The sequence below is a fragment of the uncultured Eubacterium sp. genome (genome assembly GCF_934295145.1).
Lineage (GTDB): Bacteria > Bacillota > Clostridia > Lachnospirales > Lachnospiraceae > Eubacterium_I.
On the sequence record NZ_CAKRAS010000036.1, the window covers coordinates 1 to 21,383 of the forward strand.

The window sequence follows — 21,383 nt, forward strand, 5'->3', positions numbered from 1 at the left end:
CAGGAGATTATGACTTTTATTAATGACAACATATTTGGTGTCTGGTTTCTGATAGGTGCCGCATTGGTATTCTGGATGCAGGCAGGTTTCGCAATGGTGGAGGCAGGTTTCACCAGAGCAAAAAACACTGGTAACATTTTGATGAAGAACCTGATGGATTTCTGTATTGGTACTGTAATGTTCATCCTGATTGGATTTTCATTCTTACTTGGCGAAGATGTGTTAGGATTTATCGGAAAACCGGGATTTGATCTTTTTTCATCCTACAGTAATTTCAGCTTTTCAAGTTTTGTATTTAACTTAGTATTCTGTGCTACCACAGCAACCATCGTTTCCGGTGCTATGGCAGAGAGAACAAAATTTTTATCCTATTGTATTTATTCCGGAGTTATCTCCGCATTGATCTACCCGATCGAAGCTCACTGGATCTGGGGCGGCGGCTGGTTAGCACAGCTTGGCTTCCATGATTTCGCAGGATCCTGTGCAATTCATATGGTTGGTGGTGTCAGCGCACTGATCGGTGCATGGCTTCTTGGACCACGTATCGGCAAATTTACAAAAGACGAGAATGGCAAGATCAGAAAAGTAAATGCTATTCCGGGACATAACCTTGCACTTGGCTGTCTTGGATGTTTCATTCTCTGGTTTGGCTGGTATGGTTTCAACGGCGCAGCAGCAACAAGTATTGAGCAGTTAGGTTCTATTTTCCTTACAACAACAATTTCACCGGCAGTTGCAACAGTTGTTTGTATGATTTTTACATGGTTAAAATATGGTAAACCAGATGTTTCCATGTGTCTGAATGCTTCTTTGGCAGGTTTGGTAGCAATCACAGCTCCTTGTGATGTTACAGATGCAGCAGGTTCCATCGTAATTGGTGCTGTTGCAGGTTTATTAGTAGTATTTGGTGTATGGCTTCTTGATTATAAGTTACATGTAGATGATCCGGTTGGTGCCGTAGCCGTTCACTTTATGAATGGTATCTGGGGTACATTTGCAGTAGGTCTTTTCGCTACAAATACAGCTCCGGGTTATGCAATCGCAGATAAAAATGGAAATGAGCTTGTCGGTCTGTTCTATGGCGGCGGCGTAAAATTATTAGGTCTGCAGTGCCTTGGTATCATAACCGTTCTGGCATGGGCAGCAGTTACAATTACAATTACATTCATTGTAATTCGTGCAACCATTGGTCTTCGTGTCAGTGAAGAAGAAGAAATCATTGGTCTGGATCAGACAGAACATGGTCTGGCAAGCGCTTATGCAGACTTTGCATTAACATCCAGTATCAATAACTTCTCATCTGCAACTCCGGTTAAACTTCCGAAAAATGCAGTACCGATCGACGAGGCAGTTCCGGTACAGGTTCGTACTCCGGATCCATCTGTTGCAACAGGCAGCGATGTAAGTATTACAAAGATTACAATCTATGCAAAACAGAGCAGATTCGATGCCCTCAACGAGGCAATGGCTGCAATTGGTATCAACGGTATGACCGTTACAAATGTACTTGGTTGTGGTGCTCAGCACGGCAGAACAAGCAAATATCGTGGTGTTACTATGGATATGAACTTACTGCCTAAGATCCAGGTTGATATCGTAGTAAGTAAAGTTTCTCCTAGAACTGTTATTGAAGCTGCTAAGAAAGCACTGTATACCGGTCATATCGGTGATGGTAAGATCTTTGTATACAACGTAGAAAATGCAATTAAGATCAGTACTGGTGCAGAAGGTTATGATGCACTTCAGGACTAGAACAATGGCAAGCTAGCAGATAGATATAACGTAAGCAATTCTTCAAAATCCTTATATATAAAACCTTAACGAATAAGCAAACCCTCCGGGCAGTATGTCCGGAGGGTTTTGCTGTGTCCTTTTGTGTAAATGTCTTCACTTTGTAATAGGTACGAAATTATAGTTTTTTAGGCCGGAAAGTGTGAAAAAAGCATAAAGTGATGGAAACTTACGTTAAAATAGAGTATACTTGGACAGGTATGAATCAGAAAGATTACGTCAGGAACAGTTTTTATATCATATAAAAATGAGGTATTGGAAAAGACGGAAAGGAATCTGATAAAAGAAAATACTTTTGGAGGAAGCGATGAGCGAGAAAAAAATTCAGGTTACTCTTGGAAATTATAAAGGAGTAGAGGTAAAAAAAGCAGAGATTATCATTACTGAGGAAGAAGTAAAAGCAGAACTGGAGCGCGCAAGACAGTATGCGGTAACAACTCAGGACAAAGACGGTGCGGCAGAACTTGGCGATGAGGCAGTCATTGATTTTGTTGGTTATATCGACGGAGAAGCATTTGCAGGCGGAGACGGTACAGATTTTCCGTTAAAACTTGGTTCTAATACATTCATTCCGGGATTTGAAGATCAGTTAGTAGGCGTAAAAAAAGATGACAACGTAGATGTTGTTGTTACATTCCCGGCAGATTATCATGCAGCAGAGTTTGCAGGAAAAGAAGCTACATTCAAAGTTACTGTAAAAGGTGTCCGCAGCAGCTTTGTTCCGGAACTTTCTGATAAAGTAGTTCAGAAAATCTCCCAGTGCAAAACCGTTGCAGAGTTTGAGGAGTTTGTAAGAAAATCCATCCACGATTTTAAACAGAATCATGCAGATATGGAGAAAGAAAATAAAGTTTTGGAGCAGATCGTAGAAGCTTCTGAAATCGAAGTTCCGCAGGAATTTATCGACGAGCGTAAAGAACAGCTTAAAAACAATCTTCTTGCACAGCTTCGTAATGCAGGAAATACATTCGAGCAGTATTTGCAGTATAATGGATTAAGCGAAGAGCAGTTTGAGGATTATGCGGCAAAAGATGCCCTTTCCATGTTAAAAGGACAGGCTGTTTTACAGGAGATTGCAAAAGCAGAAGGATTTTCCTATACAGATGAGGATGTCGATCAGACAATCGCTGCAATGGCAATGTCTTATCAGATGCCGGCAGAGCAGCTGCGTGAGATGATGGGTGAGCGTGGAGTAGCTATGGTTGCAGAAGACATCCTTTCCAAACAGGCACTTGAATTTATCGTAAAAGAAGCTGTTGAGGCATAAAAGTACGGTTGAATAAAAAATGAGGGTGGGAGATTGATCTTTCGTAAAATGTTGATGTTCCCTGCCATAAAAAAGAGATCTGTGGTATATAACAAAGATATGAAAAGTTATATGTTGCAGGTCTTTTTGTTTCATATCTGCTGATTTTGTGATAAGATAGAAAGGATGAAAATCAGAGGGAAGAAATGCGAGGTTAGTATGAAAGATCTGATCATCGTTCGTGGTGGCGGGGATATTGCAACCGGAACGATTTATAAATTGAAAAAATGTGGTTTTTCGGTACTGATACTGGAAATCGCACATCCATCTGCAATCCGCAGAAATGTGGCATTCAGTGAGGCTGTATATGAAGGTCATTCTAAAGTAGAGGATATGGAGTGCTTTTTGGCGCAGGATGAAGACGAGGCGGAACGTTTTCTGAAGGAAGATAAGCTGACGATGCTTATTGATCCAAAAGGGAATTGTCTGAAACGTTTCAAACCGGTGGCAGTGGTAGATGCAATTCTTGCCAAAAAGAATCTTGGAACCACACGCGATATGGCACCGATTACGATTGCGCTTGGACCGGGATTTAGGGCAGGTCAGGATTGTGATGCTGTCGTTGAAACCATGCGTGGTCATAAACTTGGCAGAGTCATCTATGAAGGAAAAGCCATTGCAAATACTGGTGTGCCAGGCATGATTGGCGGCTATGCAGCGGAACGCGTGATTCATGCTCCAGCGGCAGGGATTTTACACAATATTGCAAAAATTACAGATATTGTGAAGGAAGGACAGCCAATCGCATGGATTGAAGGTGTGGACGGAATGCGGACAGAGGTTCCGGCAAGTCTTTCCGGCTTGCTGCGAGGATTGATCCGGGAAGGATATCCGGTGACCAAAGGATTTAAGATGGCAGATATTGATCCGCGATTGAACGAATACGAGAATTGTTTCACAATTTCTGATAAAGCAAGATGTATTGCAGGTGGTGTTGTGGAGGCATATTTTGTGTTAAAGCAGCAATTAGAAAAAGGTGATACACAATGTATGTAATTGCAATTGTGGGCGCCGGCGGCAAGACAAGTCAGATTAAAAATCTTACAAGAGAATATGAACAGCAGGGCAAAAAAGTTCTGGTCACAACGACGACTCATATGGGTCTGGAACCAGGCATGGTTTTATCTGAAAAACTGGATGATATCCGACAACAGTTGGAAAAACAAAACGTTTGTATCTGTGGAAGTCCGGTGAAAGAAGGAAAAATTGCATCGTTACCGAAGGATATTTATGAGCAGGCCTGTCAGCTTGCAGATATTGTATTGGTAGAGGCAGACGGATCCAAGCATATGCCGGTTAAATTTCCTGCAGCACATGAACCGGTGATTCCAGAAAATGTAAATGAGATTCAGGTGGTCATGGGATTACATGCCATCGGACATCCCTTTTGTGAGGTGAGTCATCGTTTGGAACTGGTAAAACAATGTCTGGACGTTTCAGATACAGATTTTGTGACAAAAGCACACCTTGAAAAACTTTATCTGGAAGGGTATAAAAAGCCATTACAGGAAAAATATCCAAATGCAAAAATCGGTTTTTTCCCGGCAGATCACAGTCATTTTTTTGATTCAGAACCGTTGACATTTTAATAGCGTTAATATCTCATACAAATCTGCCAAGACAGATCACTATGAGTATAAGAATAAAAAATATAAGTAACATGGAGGATAGATGATATGACAATTCAGGAAAAACTCGCAGTTTTGCGGGGAAAAATGAAAGAAAACAAGATGGACATCTACATGATTCCAACTGCAGATTTTCACCAGTCAGAGTATGTTGGTGAATATTTTAAAGCACGCTCTTATATGAGCGGTTTTACAGGATCTGCAGGGACGCTGGTAGTGACATTGACAGAAGCAGGACTGTGGACAGATGGTCGTTACTTTATCCAGGCTGAGCAGCAGCTTGCAGGCAGTACCATCACATTGTACCGCATGTCTGAGGAAGGCGTACCGACCGTAAAAGAATTCGTAGAAGATAAACTTCCACAGGGCGGTGTGATCGGCTTTGACGGAAGAGTACTTTCCAGTGCTGACGGAGCGGCATATGCTGCAATCGCTGAGAAAAAGCAGGGAAGTCTGTTCGTCGCAAAAGATCTGGTAAATGAAATCTGGACCGACAGACCACAGCTCCCGACAGAAAAAGTATGGATCTTAACAGATGAATACAGCGGAGAAACCACTGCTTCCAAATTAGGAAGAATCCGTGAAGTAATGAAAGAGAAAGGTGCACAGGTGCATATGATCAGTTCTCTGTATGACATTGCATGGATTTTAAATCTGCGTGGAAACGATATTTCCCACGTGCCGGTATTTTTATCTTTCCTGCTGATCGAGGAAGATACATGCACGCTGTTTATCCATGAGGAGACATTGACAGATGAAGTGCGTGCATATCTGGCAGACAACCGTATTACTGTTTGTGCCTACGATGAGATTTACGATGCAGCAGCAAAGCTCGCAGCAGATAAAGTAATGCTGATGGATGAACATACGATCAATTATCGTATTCGTATGGCTCTTCCGGAAGGATTAAAAGTTGTAGATGAACTGAATCCATCCGAGCGTATGAAAGCCATCAAAAATGCGACAGAGTTAAAAAATACAAGAATTGCACATTTAAAAGATGGTGTGGCTGTAACCAAATTTATGTACTGGTTAAAGACACATGTCGGAAAAGAATATATGACAGAATATACTGCAGGAAAATATCTGGACAGCCTGCGTGCCCAGCAGGAAAATTTCCTGGATCTGAGCTTTGGCAATATCAGTGCGTATGGCGCAAATGCAGCTATGATGCACTATTCTGCAAAAGAAGAGACAGCAGCAGAGTTAAAACCAGAAGGATTTTTGCTTGTAGATTCCGGCGGACATTACTACGAGGGAACAACCGACATTACAAGAACCTTTGTCCTGGGACCTTTGACGGACAAACAGAAATTGCATTTTACAACAGTTTGCAGATCTAATCTGAACCTTGCAAATGCAAAATTCCTGTATGGATGCAGCGGATTAAACTTAGACATTTTAAGCCGTGGACCATTATGGGAAATGGGCATTGATTACAAATGCGGAACCGGACATGGTGTCGGACATATCCTGAACGTGCATGAGGGACCGAACGGATTCCGCTGGAGAGTTGTTGCTGAGCGTAATGACAGTGGCAGACTGGAAGAAGGTATGATCACTACGGACGAACCAGGTGTATATCTGGAAGGCGAGTACGGTATCCGTACAGAAAATGAGCTGATCTGTGTGAAAGCAGAAAAAAATGAATATGGTCAGTTCATGCAGTTTGAAAATATTACTTACGCTCCGATCGATCTGGACGGAATTGATCCGGATGAGATGACCTGTCGTGAGAAAAAAATGCTGAATGCATATCATAAAATGGTATGGGAAAAAATATCTCCGTATCTGAATGATGATGAGCGTGAATGGCTCAAAGAGTATACAAGGGAGATTTAGCATGAGTGAAAAAATCGTACTGATTGATGGACATAGTATTTTAAACCGTGCCTTTTTCGGAGTTCCGCCGTTGACGAACTCCGAGGGACTGCATACCAATGCGGTGTACGGATTTTTAAATATTATGTTCAAGATTTTGGATGAGGAAAAACCGGACTATCTTACGGTGGCTTTTGACCGCAGTGAGCCGACGTTCCGCCATCAGATGTTTGATGCCTATAAAGGAACGAGAAAACCGATGGCGCATGAGCTGCGCGAACAGGTGCCTGTTATGAAAGAAGTTTTGCAGGCCATGGGAATCAAAATCGTGGAAATGCCGGGATATGAGGCAGATGATCTGCTTGGAACGATTGCAGGTATGGCAGAAGCACAGGGAATGGATGTCAGCATTATTTCCGGTGACCGTGATTTATTGCAATTAGCGACAGAAAAAGTAAAAATCCGGATTCCGAAGACGAAACGTACCGGTACGGAAATCGAAGATTATTATGCAGCAGATGTGTTGGATCGTTATCAGGTTTCACCGAAGGAATTTATCGATGTGAAGGCTCTGATGGGTGACAGTTCCGATAACATTCCCGGTGTACCGGGCATTGGTGAAAAGACAGCTACCAATCTGATCGTTGCTTACAAGAGCATTGAAAATGCCTATGCACATCTGGAAGAGATCACACCGAAACGTGCGAAAACCAATCTGGAAGAACACTACGATATGGCGCAGATGAGTAAGACTCTGGCTACCATTGAAGTGCATGCTCCGATTGAATTTGACATGGAAGCAGCAAAGCTGACAGATCTGTATACACCGGAAGCGTATGTATTTATGAAGCGCCTGGAGTTCAAAAATATGCTGACCCGTTTTTCAGATGACATGTCACAGAACGATCTGGAAAAATATTTCCATGTATATCATGAACTGAATGAGATTCAGAACTTTTTTGATGGATTTTCTGCAAAAGAGGCGGCAGTGTCTTTCTTTGAAGAGGCAGGAACTGTGTATGGTCTGGCAGTGGCGGAAAACAATCAGAATGTTGTTTATCTGACCTGTGGCGGTTTCGTGACAGAAGGATATCTGGAAGAACAGGTCCAGAAACTTTGTGACGGACTGGATACACTTATAACACCTGATCTGAAAGGATTGTTGAAGCATGTCTGTGTACCGGAGACAAAAAATTGCATTGACACTACCATCGCCGCATACTTATTGAATCCGTTGAAAAATGAGTATACTTACGATGACCTTGCAAAAGACATTCTGGGACAGATGTTACCGTCTCAGGTCGATCTGCTTGGCAAGCTGAAAATAAAAAAGGCAGCAGAGGAGAAGCCGGAGGCATTGGAATTGCTGGCCTGCTATCAGACTTATGCCTGCATCGCAGCAAAAGATCAGTTGTTGGAACAGTTAGAAGAACATGGCATGAAAAAACTGTATGACGAGATTGAGATGCCGTTGGTATTTGTGCTGGCAGATATGGAAAAAGAAGGTGTCCGCGCAGAAAAGGCAGAACTGGAAGCGTATGGTGCACAGCTCACAGGCAGAATCTCAGAACTGGAGACTTCCATTTATGAAAAGGCAGGAGAGACGTTTAATATTAATTCTCCAAAACAGCTTGGTGTGATCTTGTTTGAAAAACTGCAGATGCCAAATGGTAAAAAAACGAAAACAGGATATTCCACCGCTGCGGATGTCCTGGAACGTCTGGCTCCGGACTATCCGATCGTATCAGAAATCCTGGAGTATCGTCAGCTTACCAAATTAAAATCCACATATGCGGATGGACTGGCATTGTGCATTGCTCCGGATGGAAGAATCCACAGTACCTTTAATCAGACGATTACAGCAACAGGCCGCATCAGCAGTACAGAACCGAATCTGCAGAATATTCCAATCCGTATGGAACTTGGAAGACTGATCAGAAAAGTATTTGTACCAAAAGATGGGTATGTATTTATCGATGCAGATTATTCCCAGATTGAGTTGCGTGTGCTGGCGCATATGTCCGGTGACCAAAATCTGATCGCGGCTTATCAGCATGCGGAGGATATTCACCGGATCACAGCTTCCCAGGTGTTCCACACACCATTAGAAGAGGTGACAGATCTCCAGAGACGAAATGCAAAAGCGGTAAACTTTGGTATCGTGTATGGTATTAGTTCCTTCGGCCTGAGTCAGGATCTGAGTATTACACGAAAAGAAGCAGAAGGCTATATCGCAAGCTACTTTGAAACTTATCCGGGCATCAAGACATTTCTCGACCGACTGGTGACGGATGCAAAGGAAAAAGGCTATGCAGAAACCATGTTTGGCAGACGCAGACCTGTCCCGGAACTGGCATCAAGCAATTTTATGCAGCGTTCTTTTGGTGAACGTATTGCAATGAACTCTCCGATCCAGGGGACAGCAGCGGATATTATCAAGATTGCGATGATCCGGGTAAAACAGCGCCTGGATCGGGAACAGTTAAAATCAAAACTGATCCTGCAGGTGCATGATGAACTTCTGATCGAGGCAGCAGCTGATGAAGAAGAATATGTAAAAACGCTGCTGGCAGAAGAAATGCGTCATGCGGCAGATCTGGCTGTGACTTTGGAAGTAGATGTGCAGTCGGGTAAAAACTGGTTTGAAGCACACTAGCAGATAGAAAGGAAGTATTCAGAGTTATTGTATCGAAAAAAGGTATGGTAACTCTGAATCAACATATAACAGTATGCATTTTATAGGAATTACAGGTGGTGTTGGCGCTGGAAAAACAGCGATATTGACATATCTTGAAAGCAATTATCCATGCCGTGTCATGCTGGCAGATGAGATTGCTCATGATCTGATGGAACCTGGAACGGACTGTCATCAGAAGCTGAAGGAGTTGTTTGCTGAAGATCAGGTGTTTGAAGCAGACGGACAGATTGACCGAAAAAAAATGGCACAGGTTTTATTTTCTGACGAAAAGAAACGATTTGCATTAAATGATATTGTACATCCGGCGGTAAAGCAGTATGTTATTGACGAAATGAACCGGGAGCGCGCAGCACAGATCCATGACGTGCTGATTTTGGAAGCAGCGCTGCTGATCGAAGAACATTATGATGAAATCTGTGACGAATTGTGGTATATTTATACCTCAGAGGAAAACCGGAGAGAACGATTGAAGATAAATCGCGGGTATTCCGATGAAAAAATTGACAATATTTTTGCCAGCCAGCTTTCGGAATGCACCTATCGGAATGTATGCAAGGAAGAAATTGATAACAATCACCTGCAGGAAGATGCATTCCGCCAGATTGATGCACTGATGAAAGCACGTCAGGTAGAAAAAAAGCAGGGATGATCCTGCGCTACTGAGATATGTACGTTTTTTTTAAAAGAAAATGTGCAGAATCGGTACAGACAACGGAGGAATAAATGGAATTATGTAGTATAGCAAGCGGCAGCAGCGGAAACTGCATTTATGCAGGCACAGACCACTGTCATGTCCTTGTGGATGCCGGAATCAGCGGCAAACGGATTGAAGCCGGACTCAATGAGATTGGACTGAAAACGGCGGAGATGGACGGAATTCTTGTGACCCATGAACATTCTGATCATATCAAAAGCCTTGGGGTTCTGGCGCGGAAATATGGACTTCCCATGTATGCCACCCAGGGAACAATTGATGCCATCAAAGAAAAATCATCTATCGGAAAAGTGGACGAATCCCTGTTTCAGGTGATCCATCCAGAGGAAGATTTTACCATCGGAGATATGCGGATTTCCCCTGTGCCGACTTCTCATGATGCGGCGGAACCGGTGGCTTATATGATGTATCAGGGCGATAAATCCATGGGAATTATCACAGATCTTGGAAAATACGATAATTATATTGTAGACAAATTGCAGGGATTGGATGTATTATTGTTAGAAGCCAATCATGATGTACATATGCTGCAGGCCGGAACTTATCCCTATCAGCTAAAACGAAGAATCCTTGGAGACCGGGGACATTTATCAAATGAACTGTCCGGGCAGCTGCTTGGTAAAGTATTGCATGATGGTTTTAAAAAAGTGATTTTAGGTCATTTGAGCAAAGAAAATAATTACCCACAGCTTGCATGGGAGACCGTTCGTCTGGAAGTGACCATGGGAGAAAATCCATACAAGGGAAGTGATTTCCCGATGGTGGTTGCCAAACGGGATGAGGTTTCTGAGTTAGTTACAATTTGATAGCTTTGTGACCGCAATATTGAGAGAGGAGAGCGCATATGCGCGAGAACACAATGGAAAAGACAACAGACAAAACAATTATCACAGTAGTAGGAAAAGACACCGTAGGTATCATTGCAAAAGTATGTACCTACCTTGCAAGTAACAGCATTAATGTACTTGATATTTCACAGACAATTGTACAGGATTTCTTTAATATGATGATGATCGTGGATATGAGCAGTTCCGCAAAACCGTTCGCAGACTGCGTAAAAGAATTAGAGCAGCTGGGCGAAGAAATTGGCGTAAAGATCAAATGCCAGAGAGAAGAAATTTTTGATATGATGCACCGTATCTAAGAAAATACTGGAAAAAGGAGATTACGACCAATGATAAATATGTTTGAAGTAAATGAGACGAACAAGATGATCGAGCAGGAAAACCTGGATGTTCGTACCATTACACTGGGAATCAGTTTATTAGACTGTATTGATTCTGATCTGGATAAAGTAAATCAGAACATTTACAATAAAATCACAACACTGGCAAAAGATCTGGTAAAAACAGGAAAAACAATCGAAAACCGTTACAGTATTCCGATTGTAAACAAACGAATTTCTGTAACTCCGATCGCCATGATCGGTGCAGCTGCCTGCAAAAAACCAGAAGATTATGTGACAATCGCACAGACATTAGACCGTGTGGCAGCAGAAGTAGGTGTCAATTTTATCGGTGGATACTCTGCACTGGTAAGCAAAGGTATGACAACTGCAGATGAATTACTGATCCGATCCATTCCACAGGCACTGGCCTGCACAGAACGCGTCTGCAGTTCTGTAAACCTTGGTTCTACTAAGACAGGTATCAATATGGATGCTGTACGTCTCATGGGTGAGATCGTCAAAGAGACAGCAGAATATACAAAAGATGCAGATTCTCTTGGATGTGCAAAACTGGTAGTATTCTGTAATGCACCGGATGACAATCCATTTATGGCAGGTGCGTTCCATGGTGTGACAGAAGCAGATGCTATCATTAATGTGGGTGTCAGCGGACCTGGTGTTGTAAAAACTGCACTGGAAAAAGTAAGAGGCGAGAGCTTCGAAGTACTGTGTGAGACTATTAAAAAGACAGCATTTAAGATTACCCGTGTTGGTCAGTTAGTTGCAAAAGAGGCTTCCAAAATGCTTGGTATTCCGTTTGGAATTATAGATCTGTCTCTGGCTCCGACACCGGCAGTTGGTGACAGTGTAGCGGAAATCCTTGAGGAGATCGGTCTGGAGTACGCCGGAGCACCGGGTACAACGGCAGCATTAGCTATGCTGAACGATCAGGTGAAAAAAGGTGGTATCATGGCATCTTCCTATGTTGGTGGATTAAGTGGTGCTTTTATCCCGGTCAGTGAAGATCAGGGAATGATCGATGCCGTAAAAGCAAATGCACTGACTTTAGAAAAATTAGAGGCGATGACCTGTGTATGCTCCGTAGGTCTGGATATGATCGCTATTCCTGGAGATACACCGGCTACAACAGTTTCCGGTATTATTGCCGATGAGATGGCTATCGGTATGGTAAATCAGAAAACCACAGCAGTTCGTCTGATTCCGGTTATCGGAAAAGGTGTTGGCGAGATGGTGGAGTTTGGTGGATTATTAGGCTATGCACCGATCATGCCGGTAAACCAGTATTCTTGCGCAAACTTTGTAAATCGTCAGGGACGTATTCCGGCTCCAATCCACAGCTTCAAAAATTAACCGTACAGTTCACTTATCACATGTATCTATTATCCCCACAGTATAACCGGCTGTGGGGATTTTTTATTTGATAGGAAATTGCGATCAATTTCCTATCAAATAAAAGCACTTCCTGCAAACGATGCGCACTCGCACGAGAAGAAATTATTGCTTTGCAAGCGTGCTCGGCGCGGGCAAGAAAGATGTGCTATTGATAATTATAAACGCGTAAGTGTGTGATAGCACTCTTTCTTGAAAAAAATATATTAATAATTCTAATAAAAATAAGTAAATAAATTAATGGTATTAATAAGAATCGGTGGTTGTAAAAATATATTTGGCATGTTACACTTTGAATAGATGAGAAAAATTCACTAGATGATTTTATTTTTATTACAATATTTGAAAAAAGAATCCGTGAATCTTTCTATGATAATTAACCATGACAAGGGGTACCAAACGAAGGAGGACATGATATGGAAATGCGTTCTATTGCAAAGCAGTTACAGGAGAATTCTTACCCGGGAAGAGGCATTATCATCGGCAGAACATCCGATGGAAACAAAGCCGTTACCGCGTACTTTATCATGGGAAGAAGTGAAAACAGCAGAAACCGTGTATTTGTAGAGGATGGTGAAGGCATCCGCACACAGGCCTATGATCCATCCAAACTGGAAGATCCAAGTCTGATCATCTATGCACCGGTTCGTGTATTGGGAAATAAAACAATTGTAACAAACGGAGATCAGACAGATACCATTTATGATCAGATGGATCGTCAGATGACATTTGAGCAGTCTTTACGGTGCCGTGAGTTTGAGCCGGACGGCCCGAACTACACACCGCGTATTTCCGGTATCATGCATGTGGAAAACGGAAAATTCAGCTATGCAATGTCTATTTTAAAGAGCAACAACGGCAATCCGGAGGGATGCAACCGTTATACATTCGCTTATGAGACACCGGCTGCAGGTGAGGCACGTTTCATCCATACTTATATGAACGATGGCAATCCACTTCCAAGCTTTGAAGGAGAGCCGGAGCTGGTAGATGTTGTGGATGATATTGACGAGTATACAAAGCTTTTATGGGAGAGTTTAAACGCAGATAATAAAGTTTCCCTGTTTGTACGTTATATCAACATCGCAGACGGTACTTATGAGACACGTATCGTAAACAAACATCAGGATTAATTTTTATCGATATTATTTTTTATTGAAATAAAAACACGGCAAGTCATGCAGATATTTGATAAAAAACGTTTGTGTGAACACATAGTTATCGGAGGAATCAAAATGAACGAATTAGAGTTAAAATATGGCTGTAACCCAAATCAGAAACCATCCCGTATTTATATGGAGAACGGTGCAGATCTGCCAATCAAAGTATTAAACGGAAAACCGGGATACATCAACTTCCTGGATGCTTTCAACGGCTGGCAGTTAGTACGTGAGCTGAAAGCAGCAACCGGACTTCCGGCAGCAACATCTTTCAAACACGTATCTCCGGCTGGCGCAGCAGTAGGACTTCCTTTGACAGAGACAGAGAGCAAAATCTACTGGGTAGATGATCTTGGTGAACTTTCTCCGCTGGCAAGTGCTTATGCAAGAGCCAGAGGTGCAGACCGTATGTCTTCTTTCGGTGATTTCATTTCTCTGTCTGATGTCTGCGATGCAAGTACAGCAAAAATTATCAAACGTGAAGTTTCCGACGGTGTGATCGCTCCGGGTTACGAGCCGGAAGCACTGGAAATCCTGAAAGCAAAAAAAGGTGGTAAATATAACGTCATCGAAATCGATCCAAACTACGTTCCGGACCCGATTGAGCACAAACAGGTATTTGGTGTGACTTTTGAGCAGGGAAGAAATGAGCTGAAAATCGACCGCGATTTCCTTGGAAATATTGTGACAGAGAATAAAGAAATTCCGGATTCTGCTAAAATCGATCTGATCATTTCACTGATCACACTGAAATATACACAGTCTAATTCTGTATGTTATGCAAAAGGTGGTCAGGCTATCGGAATCGGTGCAGGACAGCAGTCCAGAATCCATTGTACACGTCTGGCAGGACAGAAAGCAGATAACTGGTTCCTTCGTCAGGCTCCACAGGTATTAAATCTTCAGTTTGTAGATGGCATCAAACGTGCAGACCGTGACAATGCGATCGATCTTTACATCGGAGATGAGTACATGGATGTGCTTGCAGATGGCGTATGGGAGAATATCTTTAAAGTAAAACCACCTGTATTTACAGCAGAAGAGAAACGCGCATGGCTGGATAAAAACACAGATGTTGCACTGGGATCTGACGCATTCTTCCCATTTGGCGACAATATTGAGCGTGCACACAAGAGCGGCGTAAAATATGTGGCTGAGCCGGGCGGATCCATCCGTGATGATCATGTCATTGATACCTGCAACAAATACAATATGGCAATGTGCTTTACAGGCATTCGTCTGTTCCATCACTAAAATATGTCAGCTTTCGCTGACCAGAATCAAGCACCAAGTCTCACGTGCGTTCGACTTGAATGACAGAGCAAGAATAGAATAAAAATAAAACATCCGGCAGAGGTCAGAAGCATCAAAGGTGCATCTGAAAATCTGCCGGATTTTTTTTGGTTGATAGGATTAGGGTGTCACACAAAAAAAATCTTGATTACACGGATTGCTCCGTGCTTTGCACTCCCACAATCCTTCCCGCTATTCGCATATCGTGGGATGAGAATCCCACTTTTATGCTCATATCGGGGGCGTGCCCCAAGGTCATTCATTCACCTTTGTGCAAGCACAGGTGGGATGAATGACCTTTTGACACTGTAATCTGTATACGTTATTCCTGTTCAATTGTAAAATGAATACGCAAGTGTTTCTGTCTGGTTTCGTCAATGAGATTCTGATTTCGGTAGATACTCAACAAAATACCAACAAATATATAGGATATGATCGTGACGCTGCCACCATAGGAAAATAGTGGGAGAAATCCGTATGTCATTGGAATGAAACCAAGGTTCATAAGAAAATATTTGAAAACTTCTATTGTCAAAACCAGACTGCATCCAAGTCCAAGAATCATACCAAGTTGATTTTTTTGGTTTAAAGCCAGATAAAAGAGACGAACACAAAATACGATAAATAAAACAGCAAGAATACAAGCTGGAATGATACCATATCGTGATGTTACATTTACGATCATGTAATCACTGATCAGGGAATTCAGATCCATGATTAAAGTCGTACTGTGTCCAAATAAAGTACTTCTTGTCATTGCTTCATGTACCATAGACTGATTTGCATTTTCAACGGAAAACGGATAGATCCAGTTGGAAATGCGGGCAGAAACATACGGTGGGAACAGATTTGAAAATTTGTACGGTACCAGTAAGGAAAGTGTCGGAATGCCAACTACGCAACCCCAGAGTATTGGTAAAACTATTTTTTGGTGAATCGGATACCAAGCTTTACAAATTACCACAGTAACGAGTACGGCGCTTATAAATACAAGAACCAGTTTGTAAGATGAAAAGAACCATTGGTAACGCATTAGCAGGATAGATGCAAGCATAAATCCAACAGGAATCAGCAGATGATACCAGCTTCGTTTTCGAAATTTGTACAGTAATCCGCAAAAAATGGGGATACTGAGCAGATAAGGAATTGTTACCGCATTGGAAAAGAGGTGTACAAATTGCATATCCTGCAAAAAAAGAAATCCGAGATAAAGGATGGCCAGTATTCCAGAGTATCGAAAAATCCGGCTATAATCTATTTTACAGATAAAAAGCATGATTCCAAATCCGATCATCAGATAAATAATCTGTTTTCTTAAAAGTGAAATAGTTGAAAAATCCGAAGTTCCCTTGCATATCATTCCAATCATAAACACTCCAAGCACGGAGATAATGGCTGTCAGAATAACCATACTCCAGGACATTTTAGGTTTGTGAACGGCATCCAGTGACACACCTGTTTCCACTGGATCACCCATATCCAGCACAGCTCTGCGTTCCGCATCATAAGCCGTCAGTCCCTGAGCACGGTAGGCCTCTTCCTGATCTTCGATGTGAGAGGTAATCTCATGCGCTACCAGTTCTTTTGCACGTTTGTTTCGAATCTGCTCCAGCAGCAGTTCCATATATCGTTTTTTGCTCATACCTAGCCCTCCATCTGTGGTTTCAATGCTGGAAAGATGGTATTTCGATCAGCTGTCAGAATATTGGCAACAGCCGAAGAATATTCTTTCCATTCTTCTTTTTTCTGAGAGAGAAAATTTTTCCCATTTTTTGTAAGTGAATAATATTTTCGTGTTTTCTGGCCGATGGAATCTTCGTAAGAAGAAACATAGCCTTTTTCTTCCAGAGAGTGAAGCAGCGGGTAAAGAGTGCCTGCCTTCAATTGAAATACATTCTGGGATTTTTCCTGTAATGTTTCAATCATTTCGTAACCGTACATGTCTTTTTCTTCCAAAAGCCGTAAAATCAGCATTGTAGTGCTTCCGGAAATCAGACTTTTGTCTACTGCCATTAGTAAATCCTCCTTTGAAATAGATGGGTATCGGTATTTAGTTAAAAGTATCTCCATTTGTAATTGCTTATGGAACTTTAGCTAAATGAACCAGAATTCATATTTTGCTATATAGATTATCTATATATAATATATATCGAACATCTATATATGTCAAGATAAGAATGGAATGAAAAAAGATAGTATGTTACAATAGGAAAAACACTAGTCTGAGAAAAAAGAGGGATAGTATGGGGAACGATATTTATGAAAGTGGCAAACTATGCAGATATGGCAAAATACAAGGACTGGAAAAACCAGTTTCACGCATGATCTTTGGCACAGCCATCGGTCCGATGATAGAAGGGAAAAATGCAGATGAGCTATTAGATGCAGCGTTGGCAAAAGGAATCAATACATTTGATACAGCAAGAGGCTATGGAAGGGCAGAAGAATCACTTGGCGGCTGGATGAAGCGACGCGACAATCGTGAACAGGTAGTGGTGATCAGTAAATGTGGGAATTGTGATTCAGACGGTTCTGTGTGCGTAAATCGAAAGGTGATTGAGACAGAACTGGCTGAGAGCTTGCAGGCATTACAGACAAACTATATCGATATCTATCTCTTGCATCGCGATGATCCCAAAACACCAGTCGGCGAAATGATCGATACATTAAATAAACTGCAAAAAGCAGGAAAAATCAAAGTGTTTGGTGTATCAAACTGGACACATGAGAGAATCGAAGAAGCAAATCGTTATGCAAAAGAGCATCAGCTTCAGGGATTTTCTGTTTCCAGTCCTCATTTTGGACTGGCAGAGCAGGTGGCTGATCCATGGGGCGGTAACTGTGTAACCATAACCGGAAAACAGAACAAAGCGGCCAGAAACTGGTATCGAGACAATCAAATGCCAATCATTGCATATTCCAGTCTTGCGCGTGGGTTAATGGCTGGCAAAATCAAGAGCAGTCAGGAAGCACAGGCGGCAGAAATATTAGATTCATTTTGTGTGAAAGGTTATGTTTGCCATGATAATTTTGAACGTCTGGCACGCTGTGAAGAATTAGCAGAGAAAAAAGGCTGCACCCTGTCACAGATTGCACTTGCCTGGATGTTTCGGCAGAATTTAAATATATATGTGCTTGTGAGTACAACAAAAGCATTCCGACTGGAAGAAAATCTACGTACATTTACAGTGGAATTATCTGAGGAGGAAAATCAATATCTAAACCTGCAGGAAGAATAATAGAGACATTGATCAAGATAAACGATAGGAATAAGCCGCTTTTTGCTGCTAACTAAGCAGAAGGAATACGGAAGATATTTGGAATATTTACAGTATTTACATTTTGAAAAGTAGGGAGAAAAACGATGAAACAGTGTGAGGAGATAGCAAAACAGTTAAAGAAAATGTTGTCTATATATTCAATAGAGGAAAAAGAATCTGAACAGTTTCCGGAATTTACAGAGCCGTTTCGATTTCAGGAAACATTGTTTCAACAATGTCGGAATGCTGCGGATGAATTGAGTTATCTTGGAAGTTGTTTGTCCTGTGAAAGCGGAGATTTTTCCGATATGTTCTATGGAATTTATCAGGGAAACCGCCTGCATTTTGCATCGAGTGCAACTTTAGATGGAGGATGTAATCATGTGAGGTTCTTTGGCGTATCTGTAACTGCATTAGCCTGTAATGACAGGGAATTTGTGGAAAAAGCGGTGCCACATAGTCTTGGCCTTTGTGGCACGGCAGTCCCATATGATACGATTCCGAATCTGTTTATGGGAATATTTTACAAAGATGAAACGATGATGAATGAAGCCCTTGTATTGGCAGAAAAGTTTCTGGCTCGAAAACAGCGTAAGTATGATGTTTTAATTGTTCAGTATCTTATGGATTTGTGGGAAAAACGTACAGAAAATCTGACAGAACTTATAGAACAAATATGTATAGAAGAACAGCGTGTAACAGAAAATACTACATATATCGGCTATGGAAATGAAAAATATAATAAAGTGATTAATATTTTTGCACACGGTCTGTTCGCTTTGGCAGAGCATTATTTTGGAGCAGAATTGTTTGAAACAATAGCACTTCCAAATGTAAAATCATTCTGCAAAGAATATGAGTTATATCGTTGTGGACATAAACAGAATGGCGAACTACTGGTAAATTATCCTGAAAACTATGGGTATCTGAATCAGATTCCGGATTTAATTCCTCAAATTACATTAAAAGAAAACGGAAAGAAGAAAAGTATTGCAGATACAGAGTTATTTGCTGATGAGCTTTTTCAAAAGGTGTATTCCTCAGGTAAGTTACAACACATCATAAAACGTGATATTGCTTGGATTGCAGCATGGGGAACGACAGATGAGTTTTTACAGGGATTTCGTGAGGGCGACACAACGCAGTACTTTTATGACAGAGGCTTGATTTACTATGCTCTTTCTAACCCGGATATGGGAAGCTGCTATGAAATATCTTCGTTTTTACTGTCAAAATGTAATAAGGAAAAGAAAAATTGTATTTTAGAAAAGAAAACAAGAGATTTTGATGGACCATATCATACGTTATTCCAAAGAAAAAATTACGATGTTTTGCAGACAGCAGAACTTTGTGAACAACTGTTTGAAGCAGGTGCGGATCCTAATCAGGCAGGGGAGAAAAATGTACTTCCGATTGAACTGATGATGGTGTTGCCGTTTACAGAAGAAGAATTGCGTCCACTATATGATTTTTGGATGAAGCTGCCGGTAGTAGATTTAAAATTACATACATTTGATGGGAAGCAGCCAATTGATTTTGCTAAAAAATATAAGCGAAAAAAATTAGCGACATGGATAAAGGCACAGTTATAAAAAAAGAAGAATGCCGAGGGCATTCTTGAATGGCAGTAGATATAGTGGGCATTGGGAGATACTATGATAATAAACGATAATTCTATCATCTTTCACATCGATGTAAATTCCGCCTATTTAAGCTGGAGCGCATTGCGGGAACTACAAAACGGAAGCAAACTGGATTTGCGCACGATTCCGTCCATTGTAGGCGGAGATCAGGAAACCCGTCATGGAATCGTCGTCGCAAAATCCATTCCGGCAAAGGCTTTTGGAATTCAGACGGCGGAAACCGTTGCCAGCGCATTTCAAAAATGTCCGACACTTGTGATGGTTCCACCGGATCACACCTATTACCGTGAAATGAGTCAGAAACTGATGCGTTATCTGCACAGTATCTGTGACGAAATTGAGCAGGTCAGCATCGATGAGTGTTATATGTCTTTTGAACCAATTCGAAGTCAGTTTCCGACCCCAGAGGCAGCAGCCGCTTATATTAAAGACAGCGTATATGACACCTTTGGATTTACAGTAAACGTGGGAATCTCGGATCGAAAAGTATTGGCAAAAATGGCATCGGATTTCAAAAAACCGAATTTAGTCCATACCTTATATGTAAGTGAAATCCAGAAAAAACTCTGGCCATTGCCAATCGGTTCCTTACATATGTGTGGAAAAAGCAGTGCAAAATTGTTGCAGAAAATGGGAATCCGCACGATTGGAGATCTGGCGCGTACGGATAAAGCTGTGGTAGAAAGCTGGCTGAAAAGCCATGGCGGAATGCTCTGGAATTATGCAAACGGCATCGATGAAGGACAGGTTGTAAAAGAAAAACCAAAAGCCAAAGGTGTGGGAAATTCCACGACACTGGCGAACAATGCAGAGACAGAAGAAGAGGCATACGCTGTATTAAAAGAATTGGCGACCAGTGTTTCAGTGCGCCTGAAAAAACATCATTTTCTGGCAGCACAGATCAGCACGGAAATCAAATATGCTTCTTTTCGTTCGGTATCGCATCAGACAACGATCCTGACACCAACGGCGGAAGTCTCAGAAATCTATCAGTGTGCCTGTCAGCTGTTTAACGAACTCTGGGACGGTGAACCAATCCGTTTGCTTGGAATCCGAACTACCAAGTTGCAGGATGAAGAAGAACCGACACAGATTAGTCTGTTTGACCTGGGCAAGTATCAGGAGCAGGAAAAACAGGAAGAACTGCGGCGTGAAAAAGAAGCGCAGAAACAGAAAAAACTGGCAAGTTTAGACGATGCTATTGCAAAAATAAAAAAACGTTATGGAGATGATGCCATTCATAAGGGCGTATAAGCAGAGTCTGTTGCGTCAGTGGCTTCATAGCGTAGAAAACGGAGATATGTAAAAAAGAAAACAACATAGCAAGACGGTAGGGCAGATTTTCGTGAGATCTGTTGCGCCTAGCCCGGCTTTCGTAGTGTGTCTGAGTACGCTGATTTTGCGTACGAGTTCGCGAAGAAAGCCGGAGATAAGCGGCGCAACAGAGATAGAAAAGCGCCCGTGTCTGCTATGTTGTTTTCTTTATACTA

The 21,383-nt window shown here is 41.8% G+C and carries 17 protein-coding genes; 15 read left to right on the forward strand and 2 right to left on the reverse strand.

Annotated elements, in window-relative coordinates:
* Positions 1-9: 9 nt before the first annotated feature.
* The 12 genes from Q0I54_RS08530 (at position 10) to Q0I54_RS08585 (ending at position 14,951) form a co-directional block, all read left to right on the forward strand.
* A complete protein-coding gene (locus tag Q0I54_RS08530) occupies positions 10-1,752 on the forward strand; it encodes an ammonium transporter (protein WP_296118044.1) in 1,743 nt (580 codons plus the stop codon).
* A gap of 346 nt (positions 1,753-2,098) precedes the next feature.
* Entirely contained in the window at positions 2,099-3,058 is a 960-nt protein-coding gene (gene tig, locus Q0I54_RS08535) for a trigger factor (protein WP_296117987.1), read from the forward strand.
* A gap of 198 nt (positions 3,059-3,256) precedes the next feature.
* Positions 3,257-4,093 (forward strand): selenium-dependent molybdenum cofactor biosynthesis protein YqeB, encoded by an 837-nt coding sequence (gene yqeB / locus Q0I54_RS08540; protein WP_296117989.1) that lies wholly within the window; start codon positions 3,257-3,259, stop codon positions 4,091-4,093.
* Positions 4,084-4,686 (forward strand): selenium cofactor biosynthesis protein YqeC, encoded by a 603-nt coding sequence (gene yqeC / locus Q0I54_RS08545; RefSeq protein ID WP_296117990.1) that lies wholly within the window; start codon positions 4,084-4,086, stop codon positions 4,684-4,686. The genes yqeB and yqeC overlap by 10 nt, the downstream gene beginning before the upstream one ends.
* A gap of 87 nt (positions 4,687-4,773) precedes the next feature.
* Positions 4,774-6,567 carry an aminopeptidase P family protein gene (locus tag Q0I54_RS08550; RefSeq protein ID WP_296117992.1) on the forward strand — a complete coding sequence of 598 codons (1,794 nt, stop codon included), beginning with the start codon at positions 4,774-4,776 and terminating at the stop codon, positions 6,565-6,567.
* A 1-nt stretch (position 6,568) separates the two neighbouring features.
* Positions 6,569-9,202 carry a DNA polymerase I gene (gene polA / locus Q0I54_RS08555; RefSeq protein WP_296117993.1) on the forward strand — a complete coding sequence of 878 codons (2,634 nt, stop codon included), beginning with the start codon at positions 6,569-6,571 and terminating at the stop codon, positions 9,200-9,202.
* Between the two features lie 73 nt (positions 9,203-9,275).
* Positions 9,276-9,893 carry a dephospho-CoA kinase gene (gene coaE, locus Q0I54_RS08560; protein ID WP_296117996.1) on the forward strand — a complete coding sequence of 206 codons (618 nt, stop codon included), beginning with the start codon at positions 9,276-9,278 and terminating at the stop codon, positions 9,891-9,893.
* 74 nt (positions 9,894-9,967) lie between these two features.
* On the forward strand, positions 9,968-10,765 hold the full coding sequence (locus Q0I54_RS08565) for an MBL fold metallo-hydrolase (RefSeq protein WP_296117999.1): 798 nt from the start codon (positions 9,968-9,970) through the stop codon (positions 10,763-10,765).
* 38 nt (positions 10,766-10,803) lie between these two features.
* Entirely contained in the window at positions 10,804-11,103 is a 300-nt protein-coding gene (locus tag Q0I54_RS08570; RefSeq protein ID WP_366008718.1) for an ACT domain-containing protein, read from the forward strand.
* Positions 11,104-11,133: 30 nt separating this feature from the next.
* Positions 11,134-12,498 (forward strand): PFL family protein, encoded by a 1,365-nt coding sequence (locus tag Q0I54_RS08575; protein WP_296118002.1) that lies wholly within the window; start codon positions 11,134-11,136, stop codon positions 12,496-12,498.
* A gap of 455 nt (positions 12,499-12,953) precedes the next feature.
* Positions 12,954-13,670 (forward strand): IMP cyclohydrolase, encoded by a 717-nt coding sequence (locus Q0I54_RS08580; protein WP_177975129.1) that lies wholly within the window; start codon positions 12,954-12,956, stop codon positions 13,668-13,670.
* Between the two features lie 102 nt (positions 13,671-13,772).
* A complete protein-coding gene (locus Q0I54_RS08585; protein WP_296118006.1) occupies positions 13,773-14,951 on the forward strand; it encodes a phosphoribosylaminoimidazolecarboxamide formyltransferase in 1,179 nt (392 codons plus the stop codon).
* 361 nt (positions 14,952-15,312) lie between these two features.
* Here the strand turns inward: Q0I54_RS08585 and Q0I54_RS08590 are convergent, their stop codons facing one another.
* Together Q0I54_RS08590 and Q0I54_RS08595 are read right to left on the reverse strand one after the other, a co-directional pair.
* Positions 15,313-16,632, reverse strand: a complete 1,320-nt coding sequence (locus tag Q0I54_RS08590) for an FtsW/RodA/SpoVE family cell cycle protein (RefSeq protein ID WP_296118008.1) — start codon at positions 16,630-16,632, stop codon at positions 15,313-15,315.
* 2 nt (positions 16,633-16,634) lie between these two features.
* Positions 16,635-17,003 (reverse strand): PadR family transcriptional regulator, encoded by a 369-nt coding sequence (locus Q0I54_RS08595; RefSeq protein WP_296118010.1) that lies wholly within the window; start codon positions 17,001-17,003, stop codon positions 16,635-16,637.
* A gap of 230 nt (positions 17,004-17,233) precedes the next feature.
* On the opposite strand from Q0I54_RS08595, the gene Q0I54_RS08600 reads away from it, so the two are divergent.
* The 3 genes from Q0I54_RS08600 (at position 17,234) to Q0I54_RS08610 (ending at position 21,147) form a co-directional block, all read left to right on the forward strand.
* A complete protein-coding gene (locus Q0I54_RS08600) occupies positions 17,234-18,229 on the forward strand; it encodes an aldo/keto reductase (RefSeq protein ID WP_296118028.1) in 996 nt (331 codons plus the stop codon).
* A 125-nt stretch (positions 18,230-18,354) separates the two neighbouring features.
* On the forward strand, positions 18,355-19,842 hold the full coding sequence (locus Q0I54_RS08605; protein WP_296118030.1) for a hypothetical protein: 1,488 nt from the start codon (positions 18,355-18,357) through the stop codon (positions 19,840-19,842).
* Between the two features lie 63 nt (positions 19,843-19,905).
* Positions 19,906-21,147 (forward strand): DNA polymerase IV, encoded by a 1,242-nt coding sequence (locus tag Q0I54_RS08610; protein ID WP_296118032.1) that lies wholly within the window; start codon positions 19,906-19,908, stop codon positions 21,145-21,147.
* The last annotated feature ends 236 nt before the right edge of the window (positions 21,148-21,383 follow it).